Genomic DNA, 24,802 nt, shown 5'->3' on the forward strand with positions numbered 1-24,802 from the left:
TTAGCCTTATAATATTATGATTTAGTAGGCGAATAAGTATAAGTTTCTCCTTTTGACAATTTAACTGGGATGGTGTTATTTTTATATTTAATATTGAATTCATGATCAAATTTAGAAGACAATTCTGCCTTAGTAAGTTTGTTGTTTTTCCAGTATATATTGACTGTTAAGCCTCCTCTAGCTTTTAATCCTTTTATTGAACCATTTTCCCAAGCCTTAGGTAATGCAGGTAATACTCTAATTGTACTGTCTTCATGAGATTGTAAAAGCATTTCTGCAATACCCGCAGTATATCCAAAATTCCCATCAATTTGAAAAGGAGGATGTGCATCAAAAAGATTATTGAGCATTGATTTTTTAAATAATAGTTGTATGTGCTCGTGAGCCATATCTCCATCTAAAAGTCTGGCACTGCAATTGATTAACCAGGCGCGACTCCAACCAGTACCTGCGCCACCGTTTTTTAATCTATAATCTAAAGTACTTCTAACTGCTTCGAAGATTTTTGGAGAACCTTTTTCGGTAACACTAACACCAGGATGAAATCCGTATAAATGAGACATATGTCTGTGTCCAGGTTCGGTTTCTGTATAAGGTCTATCCCATTCTAAAATTCTACCTTCATCACTTATAACAAAACCAGGGCGTAGTTGTTTTTGCTGCTCTTTAATTTTTGTTAACTGGTTGTTTTCTATTTCAAGAATCCTACAAGCTTCAACATAATTACGAAAAACTTCAGCAATAACTTGCTGATCCATAGCACTACCCAAGCATGAAGCTACTTTTTCTCCCTTGTCATTAAAAAAACGATTTTCGGGAGAGGTAGAAGGCGCCGAAATAAGCATGCCGTCTCTAGGGTCTTCAATCAGCCAATCGCTATAAAAAGTAGCAACTTCTTTTATTGCAGGGTAAGCACGTTCTTTTAAAAAAGTAATATCTCGGGTAAACTCATAATGTTGCCAATAATGCTGCATCATCCAACCTCCTGCACCAATAGAACACCCCCAATAAGCCGTTGGAGCTCTTAACCATGTTGGTGCCCATAAATCCGTTGCATGAGGTAAAAATGATCCACGGCAACCAAAATTTTTATTGGCTGTTACCTTGCCATTTTCAATTAATTTATCAATATAATCAAATAAAGGCATGTTAAGTTCATCCAGATTCGTTGAATTTGCTAACCAATAATTCATTTGGAGGTTAATGTTTAGATGGTAATCAGCATTCCAAGGAGCCTTAATATGTTTATTCCATAACCCTTGAAGGTTAGCAGGGTTGGTGTTTTTTCTTGAAGAACTAATTAATAAGTAACGTCCATATTGAAATAATAAAGCTTCCAAAGCAACGTCAACTGAACCTTCTTTTATACGTTTAATTCTTTTGTCTGTAGGAATACTATCTAAATGCGTATTGTTAAGGTTTAAGCTTATTTTAGAGTATAGATTTTGATAATCTTCAATATGCTTTTCTTTTATCGTTTCAACATCAGAAGCAATAACATTTGTCAGGTCTATGATGTTTTGTTTTGCATAATTTTCATGGTAATATGATGAATTTGAAACTAAATAGAACGTTGCCTTTTTTACGTTTTTTAGCTCTAAGTAATCTGTACCTTTTAGAACTTCACCACTATCATTATTTATTTTTAAGCATGTTTCAAATTTGACACCATTAAGAATAGGATATGGCTCAGAATTAAATTTTCCATCACGCTGCGTAACTTCACCTTGCATTACTAAAAGATTGTCATTAGTAGTTTTTGTTTTTGCCGTAGGGAAGCCATTGTCTTCTGGTCTTGTTAATCGAATCTTTCCGTTTAAACCAGATGCAGATTGTGATTCAAATTCAATGATAATAGCGTCATGTGGATGTGAAACGAATATTTTTTCGGTGATGAGGTTTCCGTCTGACTTATAAGAAACGGACGATGTGGCATTATTGATGTTTAATTCTCTACGGTAGTCGGTAATGTTTTTATGATCAAAATCAATGTGTAAATCACCCATAGTTTGATGTGATCTTACTACCGTTTTTCTGGAAAATTTATCTACAAATAAACTATCTGCTATTTTGTTTTTATCTTTAAATAATAATTCTCTAATATGGTTAAGATCTTCTTTATTGCCTTCAGGCTCAACCCATGCATCATTGTCTGATGGCCACATAGAATCGTCATTTAATTGAATGTGTTCATTTGATGTATTTCCAAAGACCATAACTCCTAATCGACCATTTCCTAAAGGTAATGCTTCTTCCCAATTTTGAGCAGGTTGTTTATACCATAAAATATGTTCTTTACTAAAATCATTATCATCATCACTTTTTTTAGTACAAGATTGAACTATAATAACACTAACTAATAGTAAAAGAATATGTCTGTAGGTTGAATATTTTTGTTTCATTATTTTTTGTAAATAAGATGATTTAACCTGCAATTTAATGTTGTTTTTTTAGATATAAATAGTATTTTATTTAAAAAATCAAAAATAAAGCTTTAAGCTATATAACTAGAAATCAAAGACAGTAACCTTATGATTAAATCTGAATTTTAGATGTAGTTATCGTTTAGAAAATCATCCGAAGTGATGAATTTTGTATGAAAAGCAAGATTAGTTTATCGCAAAAGGCGCACTTAACTTAAAGGTAGGTATGGTGACTTTAAACTTTTTAGTCGTTGTAAAGTTTACCATACTATAATGTCCTTGCATGGCACCAAAAGGAGAGGTTAACAAGCATCCAGAAGTGTAAGTATGAGACTCTCCAGGTTTTAATACTGGTTTTTTACCAATAACACCTTCTCCAGAAACTATTTCAACATTATTTAAAGCGTCTAAAATTTCCCAATGACGGACATTAAGTTGTACAGAATCTTTACTTTGGTTTTCAATAGTTACGGTATATCCAAAAGCATACTGCATTTTATAATTTTTATAAAACGAGCCTTCAAAAGTGGTAACCACTGATATTTTTATGCCTCTTGTAATTTGTTGAACCATCGTTAATACTAATATACGAATTGTTTGTTGGGTGCTAAAATAGTAAATATTAAGTGTTTAGTGGTGATTTTTAGCGTCTTTGGTTAAAAAACTAGTTAAAAAGCACAATTGTTAGTTAGAAATGTTGACTGAACTTCCTTCTCCAAGCCCAATAATTTTATCATATCTAGCACCTAAATCTCTATAATACACAATAACTTTATAATTGTTTTCTGTTTGGTAGAAGTTTCCGCTAATAGCACCTTCTTCAATATTTTTGTTGTTGTTTGCTACGATATACTTGTAGTTATAAAAGCCTTGTTTTAGTAACATGGTATTTGTATAAACGTTGCGAGATTCGTCAAAAATCATTTTTGTGTTTTCGTCAATGACATAATTGTTAAAATTACCATAGATATGAATGTCTTTATTTTTTAAAGACTCTACAGGTAGTAAAGAGAAATGCATCCAAACATAATCTGCTTCAATGCCTGGGTCTTCTGCATCAATATTTAGAATAACATAATTACCATTAATATCTGGGTTATAGGTATATGGTCTGGTAACTCTCTCAAAGTTTGTGAATAGATAATTGTGATATAAATCTTGTAAATCGATACTTTGTATCCCTGTATTTGCAGCTCGAATATCTTTGTTTTCAAAAAACAAATACTCATTACCTCCCCAAAAACTGGTTTCTTTATCGTATTTATAAATTAACTGATTACCAATAGTGTATTGTGGTTTTATATTCGAAATAGCAGTTTTTAGATTGTTATTTTGAACAATGACTGCTTTTACATTTTGTGTAGGGTTATTAAACTGCATGGTATTGGAATCAATAACAATATCTATGCGTTGCTTTTCTTGAATGAACTGCACATCGCGAGAACGTTTAACATGAACGCCAACGTTAGCGGTGTTTTCATAAATCATGAATTTTCTTGAAAAAACGAGGGTATCATCACTATTAAAAATAGAAAGCATATAATTTCCTGAGACTTTTAAACGTCTGGTTTGTGCGTTAGGAATGGTAAGCGTATAATGCGAATAAATTTGATAGGTGTTAAATGAGTTTTCGTAATTTCTGATGCGTTGGTTGTCAAAACCATCCATATATTCAGATTTTACCAATGCTGATGGTGTCCAGTCAAAATTAAAATGCTCAATTTTATAATAAAAATCTTCTTCATCTCCATTTAAAGCATCAAACTCTAAAATAACATATTCACCAAGTCTTAAAATTGGTAATTGTGTTTCAGGTGTATTACCCTTAAAATTGATTGTTTTAATGTAATCGGGAGGGTTTACTTCTTCTACTTGGCTAAAGGCTAAATTAGAAATTAGAAGAACAGATATAAAAGCGATAAATTTAAACGGCATTGTAGGACATTTTTGTAAATATAAACAAATTTCATGCCTGAAAATAAACTTATTTAAAAGGGGATGAAATTCTATTCAATTTATTATGAAAACTGCATTTTAAATTTGTACTTTTGCACCGATTTTTAGACAACTAATTTCAATAAAAAAAATATGTCAAACGACATTCGCATTAAAAAAGGTCTAGACATTAAACTTAAAGGTGAAGCTGAAAAAACCTCCGAAAAGGCAATAGTAAGCAACTTTTATACTTTAAGACCTGAAGATTTCCACAGCGTTATACCTAAATTAATTTCTAAAGTTGGAACTAAAGTAAAAGCAGGAGAACCTGTTTTTTTCGATAAATCTAACGAAGCTATCAAGTTTGTTTCCCCCGTTTCCGGTGAAGTTTTAGAAATCTCTCGTGGTGAAAAACGTAAAATTTTAGCAATCAAAATTCAAGCAGATAAAGAACAAACCTATCAGGATCATGGTAAGTTTGATATAGATGCTGCAAATTCTGAAACTGTTAAATCACATTTATTAGCATCTGGTTGTTGGCCATTTGTGAAACAACGTCCGTATGATGTCATTGCTAATCCCGATAAAGCACCAAAAGCTATTTTTATATCAGGATATGCCAGTGCACCATTAGCAGCCGATTTAGATTTTACCTTGCAAGGTAAAGAAGCCGAATTACAAGCAGCTGTTACAGCTTTAGGGAAACTTACCGAGGGTAAAGTGCATGTTTCTGTTGGTAAAAATGGTCATTCTCCATTAGCTGGTTTAACCGGGGTCACATTACATAAAGTTTCTGGGCCACATCCATCTGGGAATGTAGGAACACAAATAAATAAAATAGACCCAGTAAATAAGGGCGAAGTCGTTTGGACGGTTAACCCTCAAGATTTGGTTATTATTGGTGAGTTATTATTAACAGGAAAATTTAATGCTGAACGTATTGTGGCTTTAGTTGGTTCTTCAGTTGAAAAACCAAGGTATTTTGTTACTAAAATAGGAAGTGAAGTAGCTACTATGGTTTATGATAAAGGTATTGCTAAAGATACTAATGACCGTATTATTTCTGGAAATGTTTTAAGCGGAAAACAGATACGACCAGACGGTTACTTAGATTATTATAGTAATGTTATATCTGTTATTCCAGAAGGAGACGATTACGAATTATTTGGATGGAATAAACCTGTTTTTAATAAGGTTTCTACATCTAGAGCATTAACATTTTCATGGCTAATGCCTAAGAAATCATACGATTTAAATACCAATACAAACGGTGAACATCGTGCTTTTGTTACAACGGGAACTTATGAGGAAGTATTTCCTTTAGATATCTATCCGATGCAAATCTTAAAGGCATGTATGTATAAGGACTTAGATGAAATGGAAGCCTTAGGAATGTACGAAGTGGCTCCTGAGGATTTTGCATTAACAGAGTTTGTATGTGTGTCTAAGCAACCACATCAAAAAATAATAAGAGAAGGTTTAGACTTAATGCTTAAAGAAATAGGATAATGGGTTTAAAAGAAAGTTTACATAATTTTAAGGTAAAGAACAAAGACAAGAAGTGGTTACCTGCATTTTCTGCAATCCACACGTTTTTATACTTGCCAAACGAGACCACACATAATGGGACTCATATAAAAGTTGCCGATGATTTAAAGCGTACCATGAATACCGTTATTATGGCTATGGTACCTTGTTTAATTTTCGGAATGTTTAATGCGGGATACCAACATAATTTACAAGTTGGAGATATACAAGCAGCAGCAGGAAGTTTCTTTAGTTCTGAATTTTGGACTATGGATAATTTTATGATTGGTTTCTGGAAAATATTACCATTAGTTATTGTGTCTTATGGTGTTGGTTTAGGAATTGAATTCATATTCGCCATTATTAAAGGACACGAAGTAGAAGAAGGATACTTAGTAACAGGTATGTTAGTACCACTTATTGTACCAGTAGACATTCCACTTTGGATGCTAGCTGTTGCCGTAATATTTGGTGTTGTTATAGGTAAAGAAGTTTTTGGAGGTACGGGAATGAATATTCTTAATCCTGCATTAACCATTCGTGCATTCCTGTTCTTCGCATATCCTACATGGATGTCTGGAGATAAAGTTTGGGTCGAAGGTGCTGTAGAAAGAACAAACGAAATTTTGGCTGGAGCAAATCTGGATGCTATTTCTGGAGAAACTATATTAGGTAGTTTGGCCCAAGGAAAAGAAGCTGGATATGAAGTCATGGATATGTTCTTAGGATTTATTCCAGGTTCGATAGGTGAAACATCTACTTTATTAATATTATTAGGAGGGGTATTTTTAATCTTTGCAAAAATAGGAAGCTGGAGAATCATGCTATCTTCTGCTCTGGGAGCCCTAGTGATGGGATTAATTTTTAATCAAGTTGTTGATTCAGGATGGATAACAGAAAGTAGTAAATTCTATGGTTTAATGAGCACGACTTGGTGGCATCATTTACTAATTGGAGGCTTTGCTTTTGGTACGGTGTTTATGGCTACAGACCCTGTAACAGCATCTCAAACAAATAAAGGAAAATGGATTTACGGTTTCTTAGTAGGGTTTATTTCTATTTTAATTCGTGTATTCAATCCAGCATATCCGGAAGGTGTTATGTTAGCTATTCTATTAATGAATGTGTTTGCACCTACCATTGACCATTATGTGGTTCAAGGTAATGTAAAACAAAGAATGAAACGTTTAAAAGCAAAAACAGCTTAGTCATGAGTAAAAAAACGGATTCAAATATATATACTATAATTTTTGCCATAGCCATGGTAATAGTAGTAGGAGGGGTATTAGCATTTACTGCTTCTGCCTTAAGACCTAGAATTGATAATAACGAACGATTAGAAAAGCAACAAAACATTTTGTATGCTATGGGCGTTAATGCGAACGATGAAAGCAGTGCCATATTCGTTTCTACAGATGAAGCTCCAGAATTGTTTTCGAAATACATTACTAAGCAATTGGTTATACAAGGTGATGATGTCTCTGAAGATTCTGAAGCCTATTTAATTGATGTGAAAAAGGAACAATCTAGTGCAAAAGCAGGTAATAAAAGAAGATTGCCATTGTTTGTTGGTAGTAAAGATGGTAAAACATTTTATATAGCACCTATTAGAGGAAAAGGACTTTGGGATGCTATTTGGGCATATGTTGCTATGGATGCCAATATGGTTGTTCAAGGCGCTTATTTTGATCATAAAGGAGAAACAGCAGGTTTAGGTGCTAACATTAAGCAACGTTATTTTATGGACGATTTCATTGGTGAAAGCCTAATGAATAATGGAAGTTTTAAAGGCATTACAGTTGCTAAAGGAAATAACGATCCAAAGAATTTAGAGAAAAATGATAACGAGGTAGATGCTATTGCAGGAGCCACTATTACAGGTGACGGCGTTTCGGCAATGCTTAAGTCTGAATTAAGACAGTATGTATCTTATTTTAAAACATTGAAATAATTATGGGACTTTTATCGAAAAAAGACGCAGCACTAATTAAAGATCCATTAGCAGATAATAACCCTATTACTATTCAGGTATTAGGAATATGCTCTGCTTTAGCAATTACAGCCGAATTAGAGGCAGCCATTGTCATGTCTATTTCAGTGTTGTTTGTATTAGGAATAGGAAATGTGGTTATTTCTTTAATGAGAAATATTATTCCATCAAAAATTAGAATTATTGTTCAGCTAATTGTGGTTGCCGCTTTAGTAATCATTGTAGACCAAGTATTAAAGGCATTTGCATACGAGTTGAGTAAAACACTTTCGGTTTTCGTTGGATTGATTATTACTAACTGTATCATCATGGGGCGTTTTGAAGCGTTTGCTTTAGGAAATGGACCTTGGCGTTCATTCTTAGACGGTATAGGAAATTCTTTAGGATACGGTGTTATTTTAATTATAGTAGCATTTTTTAGAGAATTACTTGGAGCAGGAACTTTATTAGGAATTAAAGTTTTAGGAGACCCTATTGAGAAAACGGGCGTGTATGCATTTGGTTATGAGAATAACGGATTTATGTTATTAGCACCCATGGCATTAATTGTAGTTGGTATTATTATTTGGGTACAACGTAGTAGAAATAAAGCATTAATAGAAGATTAAAATAGTTGATAGTTGATAGTTTTTGGCTGGTAGTAATTGGCCAATAACTAAAAACCAACAACAAACAACTAAAAAGAATATGGAACATATAGAATTATTTTTCAAATCAATATTTATAGACAACATGGTGTTTGCTACATTCTTAGGAATGTGTTCTTACTTGGCTGTATCTAAAAAAGTAAGTACTGCAGTTGGTCTAGGTGCTGCCGTAATATTTGTACTTTTAGTAACAGTACCTTTAAACTGGTTGTTAGATCAGTATCTTTTACAGCCTGGAGCTTTATCTTGGTTAGGTGAAGAATATGCCTCTTACGATTTAAGTTTCTTGTCATTTATCATGTTTATTGCAACGATTGCAACCATGGTACAATTGGTAGAAATAGTTGTAGAGAAATTTTCACCATCATTGTATAATTCACTTGGTATATTTTTACCACTTATTGCGGTAAACTGTGCCATTTTAGGAGGGTCTTTATTCATGCAATCTAGAGAAATACCAACTTTAGGATTAGCAACAACTTACGGAATAGGTTCAGGAATCGGTTGGTTTTTAGCCATTTTATCTATTGCTGCTATTCGTGAAAAAATTAGATATTCTAACGTGCCACCAGCCTTACGTGGTTTAGGAATTACATTCATCATTACAGGTTTAATGGCGATTGGTTTTATGAGTTTTGGAGGTATGTTAACGGGAGGTGATGATGAAGCTCCAAAAGAAGAGAAAACTGTAAAAGTTGATTCTAAATTGAATACAGAAGACGAAAAAGTGATTGCTAACAACATAAAAGTAAATGAGTAATATGATTTTAGCCGCAGGTACATTAGGAACTATAATTGCAACCGTAACAGCATTTTTAATCATTACATTGTTGTTAGTAGCGTTGTTATTATTTGTAAAACAAAAATTATCACCATCAGGTCCAGTTAAGATTACCATTAATGGTGAGAAAGAAATTGAAGTAGCTTCAGGAGGAACCTTATTATCGACCTTGGGAAGTGAAAAAATATTTTTACCATCTGCTTGTGGTGGTGGCGGTACATGTATTCAATGTGAATGTCATGTGAATTCTGGTGGTGGTGAAGCTTTGCCAACAGAGACACCTCATTTTAGTAGAAAAGAATTGCAACATGGTGTGCGTTTGGCATGTCAAGTAAAAGTTAAACAGGATATGGATATTTCTATTCCTGAAGAAATTTTTGGTATTAAAAAATGGGAAGCTACTGTAGTACGTAACTACAATGTGGCATCGTTCATTAAGGAATTTGTAGTAGAGATTCCTGAGGATATGGGGTATAAAGCTGGTGGATATATTCAAATAGAAATACCTAACTGTGAAGTTAAGTTTGCCGATATGGACATTACAGCACACCCGGAAGAGCATGAAACGCCAGATAAGTTTCAGGCAGAATGGGATAAATTTAATCTTTGGCCTTTAGTAATGAAGAACGAAGAAACGGTTGAAAGAGCGTATTCTATGGCTTCTTATCCAGCTGAAGGACGTGAGATTATGTTGAATGTTCGTATTGCTACGCCACCATGGGATCGTGCTAAAAATGGTTGGATGGATGTAAACCCTGGTGTGGCATCATCGTATATATTCAATCAAAAACCAGGAGACAAAGTAACTATTTCCGGACCTTACGGTGAATTCTTTATCAACGAATCTGAAAGTGAAATGCTTTACGTTGGTGGTGGTGCAGGTATGGCACCAATGCGTTCGCACTTATATCACTTATTTAGAACTTTAAAAACTGGTCGTAAAGTGACATATTGGTATGGTGGACGTTCTAAGCGTGAGTTATTCTATTTAGACCATTTCTATCAGTTAGAAAAAGACTTCCCTAACTTTAAATTCTTCTTGGCTTTATCTGAGCCAATGGAAGAAGATAACTGGAAGGTAAAAGAAAATATTGATGCGCCAGGTGATGGTTTTGTTGGATTTATTCACAACTGTGTGATCGATAATTATTTAAGCTTACATGAGGCACCAGAAGATATCGAATTGTATTTCTGTGGACCACCGTTGATGAATAAGGCGGTTCAAAAGATGGGAGAAGATTTTGGTATCCCAGATGAGCATATTAGATTTGATGACTTTGGAGGTTAGGCCATAATAGCCATTTGTCAAGAATGATTATTCTACACTTGTCACTAAGCAAGGCCGAAGTGTCATGCAGAATCCACATAAAAAAAATAAAAACCCAATACGAAAGTGTTGGGTTTTTTTGTTTATAACCTTTAAAGAGATTCTTTTTAGCCAGAAAGATCTAATGTATATTTCGGTTTTTCATTTTCAAACTCAAACAGTTTTGTGTAATCCATGACGTTAGAAACGTTATCTAAATAACACAAAAAGGTTACAACTTCACTTAAACCATTAAACAAAACATCTTTATCAGTAGGGTTTTTAGGTTTTTCATTTTTATAATGAAGCGGTATGGTATAACCACAGGCTTTCAGAAAAATATTTTCAATTTTTAATAATTCCAATGGTCTATAACCATTAAACCTTCTACCTAGCGTTTCATGTACTTTGCCAATATAATTCAATTCTAATACGCCGTGAGAATCTGAAAGATGTTTCCAGCTATCTGCATTGTCTAAAATATTCCCAACGGCACATTGTTTACAGCATTCCGGGTTTAATTCATTATTATGAAATGCAGTATATAATTTCTTTAAAGCTTGTTCTAAACGTTTTGAAGTTTTCATAAGCCGTGATTTTCAGATTAAGTTACTAAAAAATATAAACTTAAACTGTCAAAAAAGTCTTAAATTTCAAATGAGAAATGAGACATAGATACGAAGTATTAACGGTTAGCGTTAAATAAACATGAAACTTCCATATCGAACAGTCGATACGATATCCATGGGAATGATCATAATGGAAGCTACATGCATGTGCTGAGCCTTTCGACTTCAGCCTGTCTTGAGTGCAGTCGAAAGGCTCAAGATAAACTAAAGTTGAAGTATGACAAATAAAAAATAATAGATATAAGCACATGAAAAAACTTTTAGCTTTAATTTTAATTCTTTCAGTAATAGGGGTTATAATATTCCAACAAAAGCCTGTGAAAAGCACCGCTAAAAATTTGGTGGTTTCATTAAAAGTACCAAACCTATTAAATAAAGATAGTCTTACTATTAAAACTAGAGTTAATTTCCCAAAAGGCTATAAGCGGGTTGTGTATCCTAAAGAATCTTTTCAAGAATATTTACGTAATTATAAATTAAAGGCGTTTGGCACTAAGATTATTAATTATGATGGCTCTGAGTATTATTGGCAACGAGGACATATAGGGATATTAGATATTCCAGTACCTAAAAATGGTTTGCAACAATGTGCAGACGCTTTAATTAGAGTGAGAAGCGAATATCTATGGGACCATAATAGAAAAGATGAAATTGGTTTCAATTTTACTAGCGGCCATTATTGTGCTTGGAAGCAATATGCAGAGGGTTATCGCCCTAAAATTAGTGGTAATCAAGTAACGTTTCAAAAATCGACGCCAATAAATCATTCCAAAGAAAATTTTTATAAGTATTTAAATTTGATTTATATGTATTCCGGAACACTTTCATTGTATAACGAATTACCTAAAATTGAAAATGCAAAAAACCTTAAAATTGGTGATATGCTAATTAAAGGAGGCACTCCTGGGCATATTGTCATGATCTGTGATGAAGTTATAAATAGTAAAGGCGAAAAATTATATTTATTGTTTCAAGGAAATACTCCAGCTCAAAGTATACATTTAGTTAAGAATTTAGAAGACTCAAATATCTCACCTTGGTACCCTCTTAAAAAAAATGCTGTAATTCCTGTTTCAAATTATACATTTGGGGCTTCTAAATTTGTTCAGTTTAAATAAATGATTTTTAATAGGAGGGAATAGAAATGCAAAAGCTTTACCAGAAAAGGTAAAGCTTTTGCATTTGTTATTGAATTTTGACTTTTTTATTAAAGTCAAGTTAAGCTCAGTACAATTATTAATCGTCTAAATCAGATTTGTTATAAACCCAACCAGGTAGTGCAGAGCTATCAAAATTTGGTTTTCTTGTAGTGTTCACATTTTCAAAACAAGAAGCATATACTAATGATTTAACACTTAAAATATCATATACTTTATCATGTTGTTCTTTTGTAAATGTTCCAAATACAAGATTAGGGTCAACAGATTTATACGCACCATCTTCCAACATAAAAGCAAACATAGTTTTCACGTCACTTTCATAAAAATCTGTGTTTTTATCGTAGTCTGCTTCGCTATCAATATAACTTTTTCCAGCTACTAAAAGGTATTCATTACCTGATTTTGCATTCTTTACACTAACAGTCCCTCTAAATAAAAGGTGGTAGTCATCATTATATAATCCTGGTTTTCCTTTTGCTTTATCTTTATTTCTATTATAGAATTCTTCAAAATAAGGCGTACTAAGACGTTTTATTTGGCTAGAATGAACATGCTTCAAGAAGTCTTCTTTTGTTTTAAAATAAGCAGGTAAATTTTCAGCACAGTAGCCAGGATACCATTTAGGGGTATATTCATCATGTAATAATTCATGACTCCCTTTTTTAAAGATTACTGGACGTTCATAAATTCTTGGATTATAGAATTTATAATTTCCAATTTTGAACAACTCACAACCATCTGCAGTGATGGCACTTTCTTTTACACCTGTTTTACATGAAACAATAAAACAAAAAAGCGCTAGAGTTTTAAGTATTGTTTTATTCATAATTAAAGTATTGCTGTAAACTTAAAATAGTTTGTTTCAAGTTTACATGGTTAAATTCATTAAAGAACAAACTTATGTTTATTCTATTTTTGGTTTGTTTGGGTGTTATTAAGTTGATAAATTAGAGTCAATATAACTGTCCTTCTAATTCATTTTTTTTAATGACGGGGTAAATATAAATTTATTTTTGAATAAAGTAGATAAAAAGCATAAATAATCGATGAAATGCTTATTTTTTGTTGAAAAATCTTATTTTTGTTTTTGTTTGTATGTTTAGTATTACTTATTGTTTTAGATTTTTGAGAGAGAAGTATGGTTTATTTGCAGTTTGTAGGAGTAAAAAGTTTCAATTTTACCTTGATATTTTTTTATTAAAACACCAAAGGTAAAATGAACTTGAATAATAAAATAAGTAATACTATAGCAATTATATTAATGACTATACCTATGCGAGCCATCTGATTAACTTTTATAAAACCACTAGCAAAAACAATAGCATTGGGTGGGGTAGCCATAGGAAGCATAAAAGCACAACTACTGGCTATGGTTACTGGAATTAATAAATACAGCAATGGAACTTCCAAACCAAGAGCTATTCCTGCCACAACAGGTGCTAAAACTGCTACAAGAGCTACGTTGCTCATTAATTCCGTCATAAAAAGCATTAATATAATTAGCAAGGAAGCCATGAGTAAAATACTAATATTACTGTTTGAAATGGTAGTAGCTACTATATTAACAATACCACTGGATGACATGCCTTTAGCTAAAGCCAAACCACCACCAAATAAAATTAGAATACCCCAAGCTAGTTTTTGAGTATCGTTCCAAATTAGAATAAAGTCACCTTTCTTTAAATTAAAAGGAATAGTAAAAAGAGCTACAGCTCCAAAAACACTAATGACGGTGTCAGATAAGGCAAGTCCAGGAATTAATGAATTGATTAGACTCCTAAATATCCAAAGAAAGACAAGAGTTCCGAAAATGGCAAGCACATGTTTTTCTTTAGGCGATGTTTTTCCCAGTTTTTGAAGCTCTACATTTATAACCTCTTTTGAGGCATTGAATACAAGTCCAGTATTTGGGAACATCCATTTCACCAATATAAAGTAGATAATAGTAATCAAAATAATTGAAAAGGGTAAACCAACAAGCATCCATTTGAAAAAGGAAATTTCGATATGATATTCATTTTCCAATAGGCCAATTAAAATCGAATTAGGAGGCGTACCAATAACTGTTGCGATACCTCCAGCGTTGGCAGAAAAAGCAATTCCCAACATGATACTTAAAGCAAAATTCTGATCATTTTTGGTAAAACCATCAGAGTCATTAATTAATAGTTTTATAACAGACATAGCTATTGGCAACATGACTACAGTACTGGCAGTATTACTTATCCACATACTCATAAAAGCAGTAGCGATCATGAAACCAAGAATAACCTTATTAGGTGTAGTCCCTGTTTTTTTTATGATATTTAAAGCTATTCTTTTATGCAGATTTACTTTTTCTAAAGCTAAGGCTAACACAAAACCACCAAAAAATAAGAAGACTATAGGACTTCCGTAATTAGAACCAACCTCGGTCATAGGCATCACTTTAAACAGCGGGAATAACAATAATGGTAAAAGCGAAGTCACAGAAATAGAAACGGCTTCGGTTATCCACCAGCTAACCATCCACAAAGCAGTAGCAATGACAGTATCTGCCTTTTCAGAAACAATTTCAAAAGGTAAAGCTTGTAAAGTAATGAAAAAGATAGGGCCTAATATTAATCCAATTTTTTTGGAGACAGGGTGTTTACTCATCTAAAGTATTATATAAGAGATACTAATTTATAATTTCTAAATTTAAACATTTTTTAAAACTGGTATTAGTTGAATATGAATATTAAATATTAATTTTGTCTTATGAGTAAACCGCTTACAGAACAAGAATTGCATAACTTAGCTATGAATTATGTCGGAAAAGACCTAGAAGAGCGTGGTTTTGAATTTATAGCTGTAAATAGTAAGCTTAAAAAACATCCACAATTTGTTTGTATCGATAAAGACAAGCAGTACTATTTTGTAATTGTAAGAGCTGTTATTTTACCAGACAATCCTAATAATTATGATGTTGTTTGGATGGAGTCGTTTAAAAAACATGCAAGAGAAAAGGATGCAAAAGTTTTATATGCTGGTGTTGGTTTAGGTAATATTGATGATAAAAAAGGTCTTATTTTTTTAGATGAAGAATACCTTTTAGAGTATAATGGCATACAGGTTTTAGAAACCAATTTTAACTAAATGAAGCAGATTACAATAACCCTATTAGTTGTTTTATTATTAATATCTTGTAAAACAGACCAAAAGAACACAAAACTTTCTGGAGCTGTTTTTGGAACATTTTATGAGGTAACTTATAGCTCTGATATAAATTATGAAAAACAATTTGATAGCTTATTTTATGTGATTAATAAATCAATGTCTACGTATCAAACAAATTCGGATATTTCTAAATTGAACAGAAACGAAGCTATTAGAGTTGATGAACATTTTACAAATGTATATGAAGCCTCAAAAATAATTTATAAAGAAACAGAAGGTGCTTTCGACCCTACCATTGGGGCTGTTGTAAATGCCTGGGATTTTGGGCCAAAAGGTAAAATCGTAAACTTAGATAGTTTAAAAATTGATAGCTTGATGCTTACTGTTGGTTTTAATAAAGTCCTTAAGTCTCATAATAATATAATTAAACCAAAAGAGACCTTTTTAGATTTTAATGCTATAGCAAAAGGTTATGCGGTAGATGTTATTGCAAAATTCTTAGAGACTAAAAATGTTAAGAATTATATAGTCAATATAGGAGGCGAACTTAATGCCAAAGGAATTAATGTTGAGAAAAACAGTAGTTGGACGGTTGGTGTTGAAAACCCTAATTTTGATGGCACCCAATCTCTTTCTAGAACGCTTGTTTTAACTAATGAAGCGATGGCAACTTCAGGGACATACAGAAAGTTTAAAATAGATGAAAATGGAAACCGATATGCTCATATTATTGATACTAAAACAGGTTATCCAAGTAAAACCAGTTTACTAAGTATTTCTGTAATAACAAGTGATTGTATGATAGCTGACGCCTATTCTACAGCGTTTAAAACCATGGGGATTGAAAAAGTGAAACAGTTTCTAAAATCGCATCCAGAACTTAAGGTGTTTTTGATTTTTGAGAATGATAAAAAAGAATTAGAGACTTTAGCTTTAAATGGATTTCCGGAGTAGTTTAGTTCATTTGTTTAACGATACAAAATCGATCTTCCAGTTTTTTATAAAAATAGCTAGCATTATAAACGCCTACTTTATCAGCCAAATCTTTTTTCTTTATTATAGGGTTTTCTTCTAAAATTAGTTTTGCCTTTTGTAAACGAACCTCTGTTATTATTTCATTTGGTGTTTGACCAAATACTAGTTTTACTTTTCTATGTAAAGAGCTTCTTGAAAGGTTTGTAAAGTTTGCTAAATCCGCTACACCAAAGTTTTTATTTTTTATATTTTCTTCTATAAAGTTCTTTAGTTTGGTATTGAAAATTTTATCAGAATTGTTATTTAAATATATTTTCTCATCATCATTTAAGTTAGATTTAATTTCTTTTATACTATCGTAAAAGGTAATAGCTCTATCTACATTAATAAGTAATTCTTCTTCAATAAAAGGTTTTGTTAAATACGCATCAATGCCAAGGCGTAACATATCTAGCTTGCCTTTATTATCTTTTCTGGCAGTAATAACTATTACAGGAATTTTTATATTTTTCTTTTTAATTTCTGCAATAAATGTGATGCCATCCATAACAGGCATCATATAGTCCGTTACAATAACATCAAACGCTTGATTCTTAAGTAATTTTATAGCTTCATCTCCATTATTTGCTACAGTTATATTATACCTGTTCAAAACTGTTTTTAAATAACTACGCATTTCGTCATGGTCTTCAACTATTAAAATACGTCTTTTAAGATTAGCTTTAGTAACTTTTGACAATTGTTTCCCAATATTGTTTTCTTGATGAGACATTGATATATCAAATGGTGCATTTTGGGATATATGAGTTGCAATTTTTGGAATAATTATGCTAAATACGCTACTTGTATTGGGTATGCTTTTAAGAGTTAAATTAAAACCATGAGCATCAATTATACTTTTACTAAAGGATAAACCAATACCACTTCCTTGACTTTTGGTGATGTGATTTTTAGATTGATAAAAACGATTAAATACCTTATCTATATCTTGTTTTGGTATACCAATACCATTGTCTGTAATAGTAATGTTTAAGCTATTATTATAAGTGGCATTCACGATTACCTCTCCATTTTTGGGAGTGAATTTTAAAGCATTGTTTAATAAGTTATTTAATGATTTAGAAATTAGGCTTAAATCCATATTCACTATAATGTTAGGAATGTCTAATTTTAAATTAAAATCAATTTCTTTTTTGTTGAATAGTTCTTTAAAATCTGCATAATGTTTATTTAAAAAAGGAATGATAGGAGTAGGAACTATGTTTAATTCTAGTTTATCAACATCTAGTTTACTTAGATCTAAAATGTTATCTATAATATCTTGTATTTGTTTTACTTGCTTATTAATTGTTTCTATTTTTTTTTCAGTTTCAGCTTCAGAATCTTTTAAATCTATTCTTGAAGTGTAACCTTTAATAAGTGTTAATGGTGTTCTTATTTCATGAGAGAGGTTAACAAAAAAGTGAGATTTAAAGTCGTTTAATTTTTCTAGTTCCTTTTGCTGCTTTTGGAGTTTTTTTTCAGCATTCTTATTTGTTTGAATAAGAAAAAAGGGAATAAAGAAGGTTACTAGAAATAGACTTGTATAATGAATTTGACTATAATCAATTCCGTTTTTTAGGTAAAAAACATCAAGAAATAAGCAAATGGCTAAAATTAAGAATAGAAAAGGAGGCTTTTTAGAATTGAAAATACTTAGTGAAATTAAAGGAGGTGTTATATAGAAAAAAATAATCTGAATTTCTGGTAAAATATATACATCAAAAATAAAACAAGTAAAGAAAGAACTTAAAATAAGAATTGTTTTAGCCGAGTTGTATTTTCCTAAGTGATGAAGATAAAAAATAATAAATATAGCTACTGTTGGTATACAATACCCTATTAAGGATTTTGAGGAAACCAATCTTTTGTCAAATAATGAGCCTATTATAATAACTTGAATGAAAGAAATAAGAAGGAGGACACAAATAATATTAACTAAAATAATTTTTTTCTCTTTTGTTAAATGTGTCTCCTTTTTTATACCAATTCTTAATACAGGAAGTTTTGAGATTTTTGTTAGTACCAGATTGTATTTCTCGTTCATACTAAGAGTCATTGTTTTACTTATAAGTAAATAAAGAATGCTAATATATTGGTTAGTTTTAATAGCGAATAATTTTTAAATATCTCTTTTCTTTTTTTGACAGAAATAAATGATTTATGCCACAAACAGAAGTTTTTTTAAATTAAAAACTTATTTCACTTTAAGTAAATTGACAGAAACAAATATTTTATAATATCATCACGCTATTTTTGCACAACAATATTATGGTAGAGGTTATCAAAAAGTATTTACTTAAGATATTATATCTGGACAAAATATTCTGGAATGTAAATATGTGAATTAGATAAGAGCATCAGTTACTTTGTGAAGCCTTCAAGAATTTTTGTATAGATTATATCATTTTTTATAAAACCGTTCCTCCATTTTTTTAAAAAAATAAGATGTATTGCTAATGCCCACAGCTTTTGCAACATTCTTTTGAGTTTCTTTTGGGTTTTCTTCTAATAAAACTCTTGCTTTTTGTAATCGAGCTTCCATAATAATATCTTTCGGGACTTGTCCCAATAGAGTCTTTACCTTTCTGTTTAAAGTGCTTTTAGATATGTTAAAATGTTCAGCAATAGCGTCAATGCCAAAATTAGAAGCATGCATATTAGAAAATATAAAATCTTTTAATTCTTCATTAAATTTTTGAGCAAACTTATTTAGGTTTTGCTTTTCTTTTTCTTTTAATTGTTTATCAAATTGATTAATCACGTCATAAGATTGAAATGCTAGTTTTAGATGCATCAACAATTCCTCTTTTATAAACGGCTTGTTTAAATAGCCATCTATTCCTAAACGTAACATGTTTAGTTTACCCTTAGCATCTGTACGAGCTGTAAGTACTATTATAGGGGTTTTTATACCTTGCTTTTTTATATTACTAACCAGTACTTCCCCATCCATAATGGGCATCATATAGTCAGTTATTATAACATCAAACGTATTAGTTTTTAAAAGATCTAAAGCTTCATTACCATTGTTGGCTTTCATAATATTATATTTATTAAGTAAGCCTGCTATATAATCACGCATTTGTGTATGGTCTTCTACGATTAAAATTTTTCGCTTCGAATTTGTTTGTGCTAAAGAAAAAGAGGGAGAAATATGTCTTTTTTCATTAGATAATTCTATAGTATTCAGCTCGCTTTTTTGTAATGCTTCACTCGGAATTTCTATACTAAAAGTAGTTGCAATATTTGGTGTGCTTTTTACATTAATAGAAAAATTATGCGCCTCTATGATACTTTTAGTAAATGATAAGCCTATACCGCTGCCTTGGCTTTTAGTAATATGATTTTTAGACTGAAAAAAACGATTGAAAATATATTCAAGATCTTTTTCGTGTATTCCAATGCCATTATCAGTAAGTTCAATTTTTAAACTTTGTTTTTCTAAACAAGCATTTAAACTTACAGAACCTCCATTTGATGTGAATTTTAATGCATTATTTAATAGGTTGTTAATAGATTTTGAAAATATATATTCATCAACTTTAAAAGCTAAATCTTTAGTATCATTTTTAAGTGAAAAAGAAATGCCTTTAGCATCAAATAAATCTTTATAATTAATGTAATGCTTATTTAAAAAAGAAGATACATCTATGTATTGAGAATCTAGCTGAAACTCTTTAGCATCAATTTTACTTAAATCCATGATGTTATTTATAATAAATTGAATTTGTTCAGATTGTGTTTTTATAATATTAACTTTCTCCTGATTTTTATCTTTAGATTTATTTAAGTTGATTTGAGAAGCGTGTCCTTGTATAAGTGTGAGTGGTGTACGAATTTCATGTGATAAATTCACAAAAAAGTGTGATTTAAATTCATTGAGTTCTTCTAATTCACGTTGTTGATTTTCTAAAAGTACTTTATCTTTTAGTACTTTATCTTTTTCAATTTGTAACAGTTTTTCATTTTTTGAATTAAGTTTTTTAAAATAATTTACCAATAAGTAAATACTTATAAAAATATATATTTGAGGTATTGGGAAAAACCTTTTAACAATACTGTCTGGGTATACAGGATAAAAGTTATAAGGTGTAACAAATAGTAAAAAACTAATTACCAAAACAATAACGGGTATTATGTTTTTTGAATATAATGAAAGGGCTAATGGCGGAACTATAATAAAGAAATATTCAGAATAAATTCCTGGGGTTATAAATAAAGTGAAAAGAGTAAAATTACCTAAAGTGGTAATTAAATATAAAGCTTTAGCAAAAGCAAATTTTTTGTTTTTATTTAAAATTATTACGATAGATAGCAAAATAACTGTAGATAATTGAACAATTCTGGAATAACTTCCAATATCATCTCCTAAGTCATCTAACCCATCATTAAAGTTGTCTGAAAATAATAAGAAGGCATAGTATATTAGGTTTTCTATAAAAGTGAGTATAACAATAAGGTTAATCCAAACTAAAGCATAAGTATTTAAAATTTTAATCCTTTTGTTTAATGCATTGTCAAGATTAATACCAGTACCGCTATTAATTAACTTATTGTAAAAAGCTTTTATACTCATTCTTTTCTTAGGATTTTTTTCCCAAAGATGAATAAAAATCACAGACTTTTCAAAACAATAATTACAGCATGATTCAAAAGGTTGTTTTTTGACTCAAATAGTCATTTTTTGAAAATAATAAGTAGTTTTTTGACGCATATAGATTAAGGTTTAAATATAGTTTTACGCTTTATTTTTTAACCCTTAAATCTATATTTATGAAAACAATTAAAAGAAGTCTAATAGTACTAATGGCAATATTGAGCTTTTCTTGCGGAAAAGACGATGAGCCAGCGAATGTGGCACCAACCATAGAAGCACAATCCTTTAATGCATCAGAAGCTGCGACAGATACCGATGTTTTTGGAACAGTAAAAGCTACCGATTTAAATGGAGATAAACTAAGCTATAAAATAACCAAGAATAGTAATAACCTATTTGAAATTACAAACACAGGAAATCTCAGCCTTATTGCTAATAGTATGTTAGATTATGAGACAGCAACAACCCATACCATAACAATAGAAGTTAGTGATGGACAAGAAAAAGCAACAGCAGTTGTTACTATAAATGTTGTCAATGATAATGAAGTTCCTGTAATAGCAGCACAAAGCTTTTCAGTAGTAGAAAATTCAATAGCAAGTGTCGTAATAGGAAAAGTGGTGACTACAGACCCAGATGGAGATAATCTAACTTATACACTCACTGGTGGTACAGGTATTACAACCGCAGGATTTGAAATTACAGGTGATGAGATTAAGTTAAAATCAGGTAGATTAAATTATGAAGAAACAAAAAGCCATACAGTAACAATAACCGTTAGTGATGGAACTTTAACAGCTACGGCAAATATTACTATAAACGTAACCGATGTTAATGAAGCGCCTAATATTGGTCCTTCAGTATATACTGTTGCAGAAAATATTGACGATACTTTTAAAATTGGTGGTATTTCTACAAGTGATGAAGATGGCGATACTTTAACTTTCTCTCTTGAGGATAGTTCAGCATCAAGTAAGTTTGAGATTGACTCTGCTACTGGATTTTTAAGTTTAAGGACAGGTAGTAGTCTTGATTATGAAGCAAAAACCTTTCATAATTTTAATGTTAAAGTTTCCGATGGAGATATAACCACTACCGCTCAGGTTACCGTTTATGTAACGGATGTAAATGAAGATGAATATACGGTAAGTCCTTGGATGGGTAACGGTAATACTGGCCTTGTAAATGCTGTTGGTCAATCTGCCAGATTTTATCATCCAAAAGGGGTGGCCATTCTTGGCAACAATTTATATATCGCGGATGCTGATAATAATGTAATTAGACATGTGGATATTACCACAGGTGCTGCCACCATCTTTGCAGGCACCGGAGTGGCAGGTTATAACGATGGTACTAAACAAAATGCACAATTTAGAAGCCCGTCAAGTGTAGCCGTAGACCGCTTTGGTATTGTGTATGTGGCGGATAATGGTAATCATAGTATTCGTAAAATTACAGCAACAGCAGTAACTACTATTGGAGGAAATGGAATGAACCCAGGGTTGATAGATGGTCCTGCGCATAATTCTAGATTTAGGTTTCCTTCAGGCATTGCTGTGGATAGTGATGGCTTTAATGTGTATGTTGCGGATAATGGGAACCACGCAATAAGAAGAATAAGTATCGCTGGAAATGGCAATATAACGGTAACTACCATTGCTGGAAATGGCACGTCAGGAGATGTTGATGGTCAACATGGTATTTCTAGATTAAACTCTCCGACGAACATAGCACTTCATAAAACTCAAAATTTACTGTATATAACCGATACTGGAAATAATAAGATTAAAACAATGTCCCATGGTGGACAAACCATAACCACCTTGGTATCGGCCGGAACAGGTTTTGTACAGCCCTATGGCATTGTGCTCGATCAAAACAACGATACTTTTTATACCACAAATTTTGGTAATCATAGCGTTTATAAATCGATTAAAAATGGTAATGGCAACTTTACTACCACAGTTATTGCTGGTTCATCGGCAGGGTTTGTTAATGGCCCAGGATCTTCTGCTCTATTTAGACAACCTTGGGGTATAGGATTGAACGCTCAGGGCGTAATTTTTGTTAGCGAGTATGGTAATAATGCTATTCGAAAAATTTCAGAAACACACCAACCTTAATTTAGTACAAAAAAACAACAAGCAGGGTGCCGCTAAAGTTAACGGCATCCTGTTTTAATGCGTTTAAAACTCAAAAAAATGCGACACTTTATATTTTTTATAGCGCTATTAAATATTAGTACAATGGTAGCTCAGGAAGAATCTGATAAAACACTTGACGGCACATATCACTTACTTTTTGAAGAACGTGGTATAACAACTAAACATATTCAGTTTGTAGAAAAAAATGATGCTAAAATGTTACTTATAGCGTCTTGCGAGAAATGTTTTCCAGCAATGTATCAATACCGACCTGAAGAAAGCGAAAGTATAGGACAATCTGTTTTTTACGCCATGGGCATTTTTATTATTAGTTATGACGCAGAAAGTTTTATTGCCGTGGTGCCCTCGCTTGATGAAAATACGGCTTTTGCCTTCAGTAATTTTTACAGTAAAAATAAAACGACTTTAAAAATGATGACAAAAGAAAAAATTGAAGCATATGCTAGTAAACTTTAAAATTATAATCAGTTAAAAATCAATAAGATTAAAAATCATGAAAAAAACAATAATAACAGTATTCGCTTTATTAATAGCATTTGGTTTAACCGCCCAAGAAGGATTTTACCAAACCATTGAAAAAAATGGTAAAGACGCCAAGTATGTCGGTTTTTTTGGTATTGCTCCTAAAGGTGATGGTACGTATGAGGTGACTTCAAAGGAAAACCCTATTACACTATCGGTAAACTATACGGCATCTGGTACACCAACAGGATTTACCGCCATAGATACCGAAACTAATGAAGAGCGGTTCTCAATGGATGAATTAAGTGATTACGAACGATTGGATAGTTATCCGTATGCTACCTATATTAGGCATAAGCAAAACAGTGAAGGTTTTATGCTCATTGATGACATTTTATTGTGCTTTAGAAAACTATATAATGACGGGTCATTTAAACTGGATTACATTTTTGTGAAAGAAGCAAATGGTGAAAGCCAAGGCGGAAAGAAAAAGAAGAAAAAAGGGTTCTTTTCAAAATTAAAAGCAGCTTATTCTTTTGGACCGGAGCACAAAAAACTTACCGCATTAAATCTAGACAAAGTTTATAGTGATTACATTTCAGCAATGAAAGCAAAGCAATCTGCTTATACGTTAACCGCTAAAGACAAAGCCGCAATTGCAGAAATTAAAAGCATTAGGGATGGAGAGAACGAGCGTATAAAAAAGTACAATGATTCTATATATAATTCTCCCGCATACCGAAAAGCAAGGGAAACCAGAAGACTGTTAGAAGAAAATGCATTTGTAAAGGTGAAAAACATGTTGGGTAGAGATATTTGGGTCGGTGGCTCAGGTACCAATTCTATTTTACATAAGGTAAGTGCTGGTAGTGTTATAAAAGATATGTCTTGCGATGAAAACCTGTACTATCGTCTTTCTAATTCAGGATCTGCAACGCCTTATTCTTTCTATACTGCCAACTCTAATTGCGGAGGTATGGTTACCATCAAATAAAACAGTACTAAAAGTCAATAATACTCCCCTT

The 24,802-nt window shown here is 31.8% G+C and carries 20 protein-coding genes; 12 read left to right on the forward strand and 8 right to left on the reverse strand.

Annotated features, from left to right (window positions below):
- Positions 1–14 precede the first annotated feature (14 nt).
- The 3 genes from Q4Q47_RS13300 to Q4Q47_RS13310 form a co-directional block, all read right to left on the reverse strand.
- The gene (locus Q4Q47_RS13300; RefSeq protein WP_303307139.1) at positions 15–2,402 is read right to left on the reverse strand and encodes a glycoside hydrolase family 95 protein; all 2,388 of its coding nucleotides are present in this window, start codon (positions 2,400–2,402) and stop codon (positions 15–17) included.
- Positions 2,403–2,609: 207 nt separating this feature from the next.
- Positions 2,610–2,996, reverse strand: a complete 387-nt coding sequence (gene apaG, locus Q4Q47_RS13305; RefSeq protein WP_303307140.1) for a Co2+/Mg2+ efflux protein ApaG — start codon at positions 2,994–2,996, stop codon at positions 2,610–2,612.
- A gap of 111 nt (positions 2,997–3,107) precedes the next feature.
- Complete coding sequence (locus Q4Q47_RS13310) at positions 3,108–4,358, reverse strand: type IX secretion system plug protein (protein ID WP_303307141.1); 1,251 nt, start codon at positions 4,356–4,358, stop codon at positions 3,108–3,110.
- Between the two features lie 153 nt (positions 4,359–4,511).
- Here Q4Q47_RS13310 and Q4Q47_RS13315 point away from each other — a divergent pair, with 153 nt between their 5' ends.
- The 6 genes from Q4Q47_RS13315 (at position 4,512) to nqrF (ending at position 10,591) form a co-directional block, all read left to right on the forward strand.
- Positions 4,512–5,867 carry a Na(+)-translocating NADH-quinone reductase subunit A gene (locus Q4Q47_RS13315; protein WP_303307142.1) on the forward strand — a complete coding sequence of 452 codons (1,356 nt, stop codon included), beginning with the start codon at positions 4,512–4,514 and terminating at the stop codon, positions 5,865–5,867.
- Positions 5,867–7,093 carry an NADH:ubiquinone reductase (Na(+)-transporting) subunit B gene (locus Q4Q47_RS13320; RefSeq protein WP_303307143.1) on the forward strand — a complete coding sequence of 409 codons (1,227 nt, stop codon included), beginning with the start codon at positions 5,867–5,869 and terminating at the stop codon, positions 7,091–7,093. The genes Q4Q47_RS13315 and Q4Q47_RS13320 overlap by 1 nt, the downstream gene beginning before the upstream one ends.
- Positions 7,094–7,095: 2 nt before the next feature.
- Complete coding sequence (locus Q4Q47_RS13325; protein WP_303307144.1) at positions 7,096–7,836, forward strand: Na(+)-translocating NADH-quinone reductase subunit C; 741 nt, start codon at positions 7,096–7,098, stop codon at positions 7,834–7,836.
- 2 nt (positions 7,837–7,838) lie between these two features.
- Positions 7,839–8,483: an NADH:ubiquinone reductase (Na(+)-transporting) subunit D gene (locus Q4Q47_RS13330; protein ID WP_303307145.1), complete on the forward strand. Its 645-nt coding sequence runs from the start codon at positions 7,839–7,841 to the stop codon at positions 8,481–8,483.
- Between the two features lie 79 nt (positions 8,484–8,562).
- A complete protein-coding gene (gene nqrE / locus Q4Q47_RS13335; RefSeq protein ID WP_303307146.1) occupies positions 8,563–9,282 on the forward strand; it encodes an NADH:ubiquinone reductase (Na(+)-transporting) subunit E in 720 nt (239 codons plus the stop codon).
- Position 9,283: 1 nt separating this feature from the next.
- Entirely contained in the window at positions 9,284–10,591 is a 1,308-nt protein-coding gene (nqrF, locus tag Q4Q47_RS13340; RefSeq protein ID WP_303308474.1) for an NADH:ubiquinone reductase (Na(+)-transporting) subunit F, read from the forward strand.
- Positions 10,592–10,737: 146 nt separating this feature from the next.
- Here the strand turns inward: nqrF and Q4Q47_RS13345 are convergent, their stop codons facing one another.
- Positions 10,738–11,196 (reverse strand): Na(+)-translocating NADH-quinone reductase subunit F, encoded by a 459-nt coding sequence (locus Q4Q47_RS13345; protein WP_303307147.1) that lies wholly within the window; start codon positions 11,194–11,196, stop codon positions 10,738–10,740.
- Positions 11,197–11,486: 290 nt separating this feature from the next.
- Between Q4Q47_RS13345 and Q4Q47_RS13350 the strand changes: the two genes are divergently transcribed.
- Positions 11,487–12,356 carry a DUF4846 domain-containing protein gene (locus Q4Q47_RS13350; protein WP_303307148.1) on the forward strand — a complete coding sequence of 290 codons (870 nt, stop codon included), beginning with the start codon at positions 11,487–11,489 and terminating at the stop codon, positions 12,354–12,356.
- 118 nt (positions 12,357–12,474) lie between these two features.
- On the opposite strand, the gene Q4Q47_RS13355 is transcribed toward Q4Q47_RS13350, so the two are convergent.
- Together Q4Q47_RS13355 and Q4Q47_RS13360 are read right to left on the reverse strand one after the other, a co-directional pair.
- Positions 12,475–13,224 carry a hypothetical protein gene (locus Q4Q47_RS13355; RefSeq protein WP_303307149.1) on the reverse strand — a complete coding sequence of 250 codons (750 nt, stop codon included), beginning with the start codon at positions 13,222–13,224 and terminating at the stop codon, positions 12,475–12,477.
- Between the two features lie 371 nt (positions 13,225–13,595).
- Positions 13,596–15,035, reverse strand: a complete 1,440-nt coding sequence (locus Q4Q47_RS13360) for an SLC13 family permease (protein ID WP_303307150.1) — start codon at positions 15,033–15,035, stop codon at positions 13,596–13,598.
- A 102-nt stretch (positions 15,036–15,137) separates the two neighbouring features.
- Between Q4Q47_RS13360 and Q4Q47_RS13365 the strand changes: the two genes are divergently transcribed.
- Together Q4Q47_RS13365 and Q4Q47_RS13370 are read left to right on the forward strand one after the other, a co-directional pair.
- Positions 15,138–15,515 carry a Na(+)-translocating NADH-quinone reductase subunit F gene (locus tag Q4Q47_RS13365; protein WP_303307151.1) on the forward strand — a complete coding sequence of 126 codons (378 nt, stop codon included), beginning with the start codon at positions 15,138–15,140 and terminating at the stop codon, positions 15,513–15,515.
- On the forward strand, positions 15,516–16,490 hold the full coding sequence (locus Q4Q47_RS13370; protein ID WP_303307152.1) for an FAD:protein FMN transferase: 975 nt from the start codon (positions 15,516–15,518) through the stop codon (positions 16,488–16,490).
- A gap of 1 nt (position 16,491) precedes the next feature.
- Here the strand turns inward: Q4Q47_RS13370 and Q4Q47_RS13375 are convergent, their stop codons facing one another.
- Together Q4Q47_RS13375 and Q4Q47_RS13380 are read right to left on the reverse strand one after the other, a co-directional pair.
- The gene (locus Q4Q47_RS13375; protein ID WP_303307153.1) at positions 16,492–18,597 is read right to left on the reverse strand and encodes a response regulator; all 2,106 of its coding nucleotides are present in this window, start codon (positions 18,595–18,597) and stop codon (positions 16,492–16,494) included.
- A gap of 357 nt (positions 18,598–18,954) precedes the next feature.
- A complete protein-coding gene (locus Q4Q47_RS13380) occupies positions 18,955–21,129 on the reverse strand; it encodes a hybrid sensor histidine kinase/response regulator transcription factor (RefSeq protein WP_303307154.1) in 2,175 nt (724 codons plus the stop codon).
- Between the two features lie 197 nt (positions 21,130–21,326).
- On the opposite strand from Q4Q47_RS13380, the gene Q4Q47_RS13385 reads away from it, so the two are divergent.
- From Q4Q47_RS13385 to Q4Q47_RS13395, 3 genes are all read left to right on the forward strand, one after another.
- Positions 21,327–23,273 (forward strand): cadherin domain-containing protein, encoded by a 1,947-nt coding sequence (locus tag Q4Q47_RS13385; RefSeq protein ID WP_303307155.1) that lies wholly within the window; start codon positions 21,327–21,329, stop codon positions 23,271–23,273.
- 78 nt (positions 23,274–23,351) lie between these two features.
- Positions 23,352–23,771 carry a hypothetical protein gene (locus Q4Q47_RS13390; protein ID WP_303307156.1) on the forward strand — a complete coding sequence of 140 codons (420 nt, stop codon included), beginning with the start codon at positions 23,352–23,354 and terminating at the stop codon, positions 23,769–23,771.
- 37 nt (positions 23,772–23,808) lie between these two features.
- Positions 23,809–24,771: a hypothetical protein gene (locus tag Q4Q47_RS13395; RefSeq protein ID WP_303307157.1), complete on the forward strand. Its 963-nt coding sequence runs from the start codon at positions 23,809–23,811 to the stop codon at positions 24,769–24,771.
- Positions 24,772–24,802: the final 31 nt, after the last annotated feature.

It is taken from the genome of Flavivirga spongiicola (assembly GCF_030540825.1).
Lineage (GTDB): Bacteria > Bacteroidota > Bacteroidia > Flavobacteriales > Flavobacteriaceae > Flavivirga > Flavivirga spongiicola.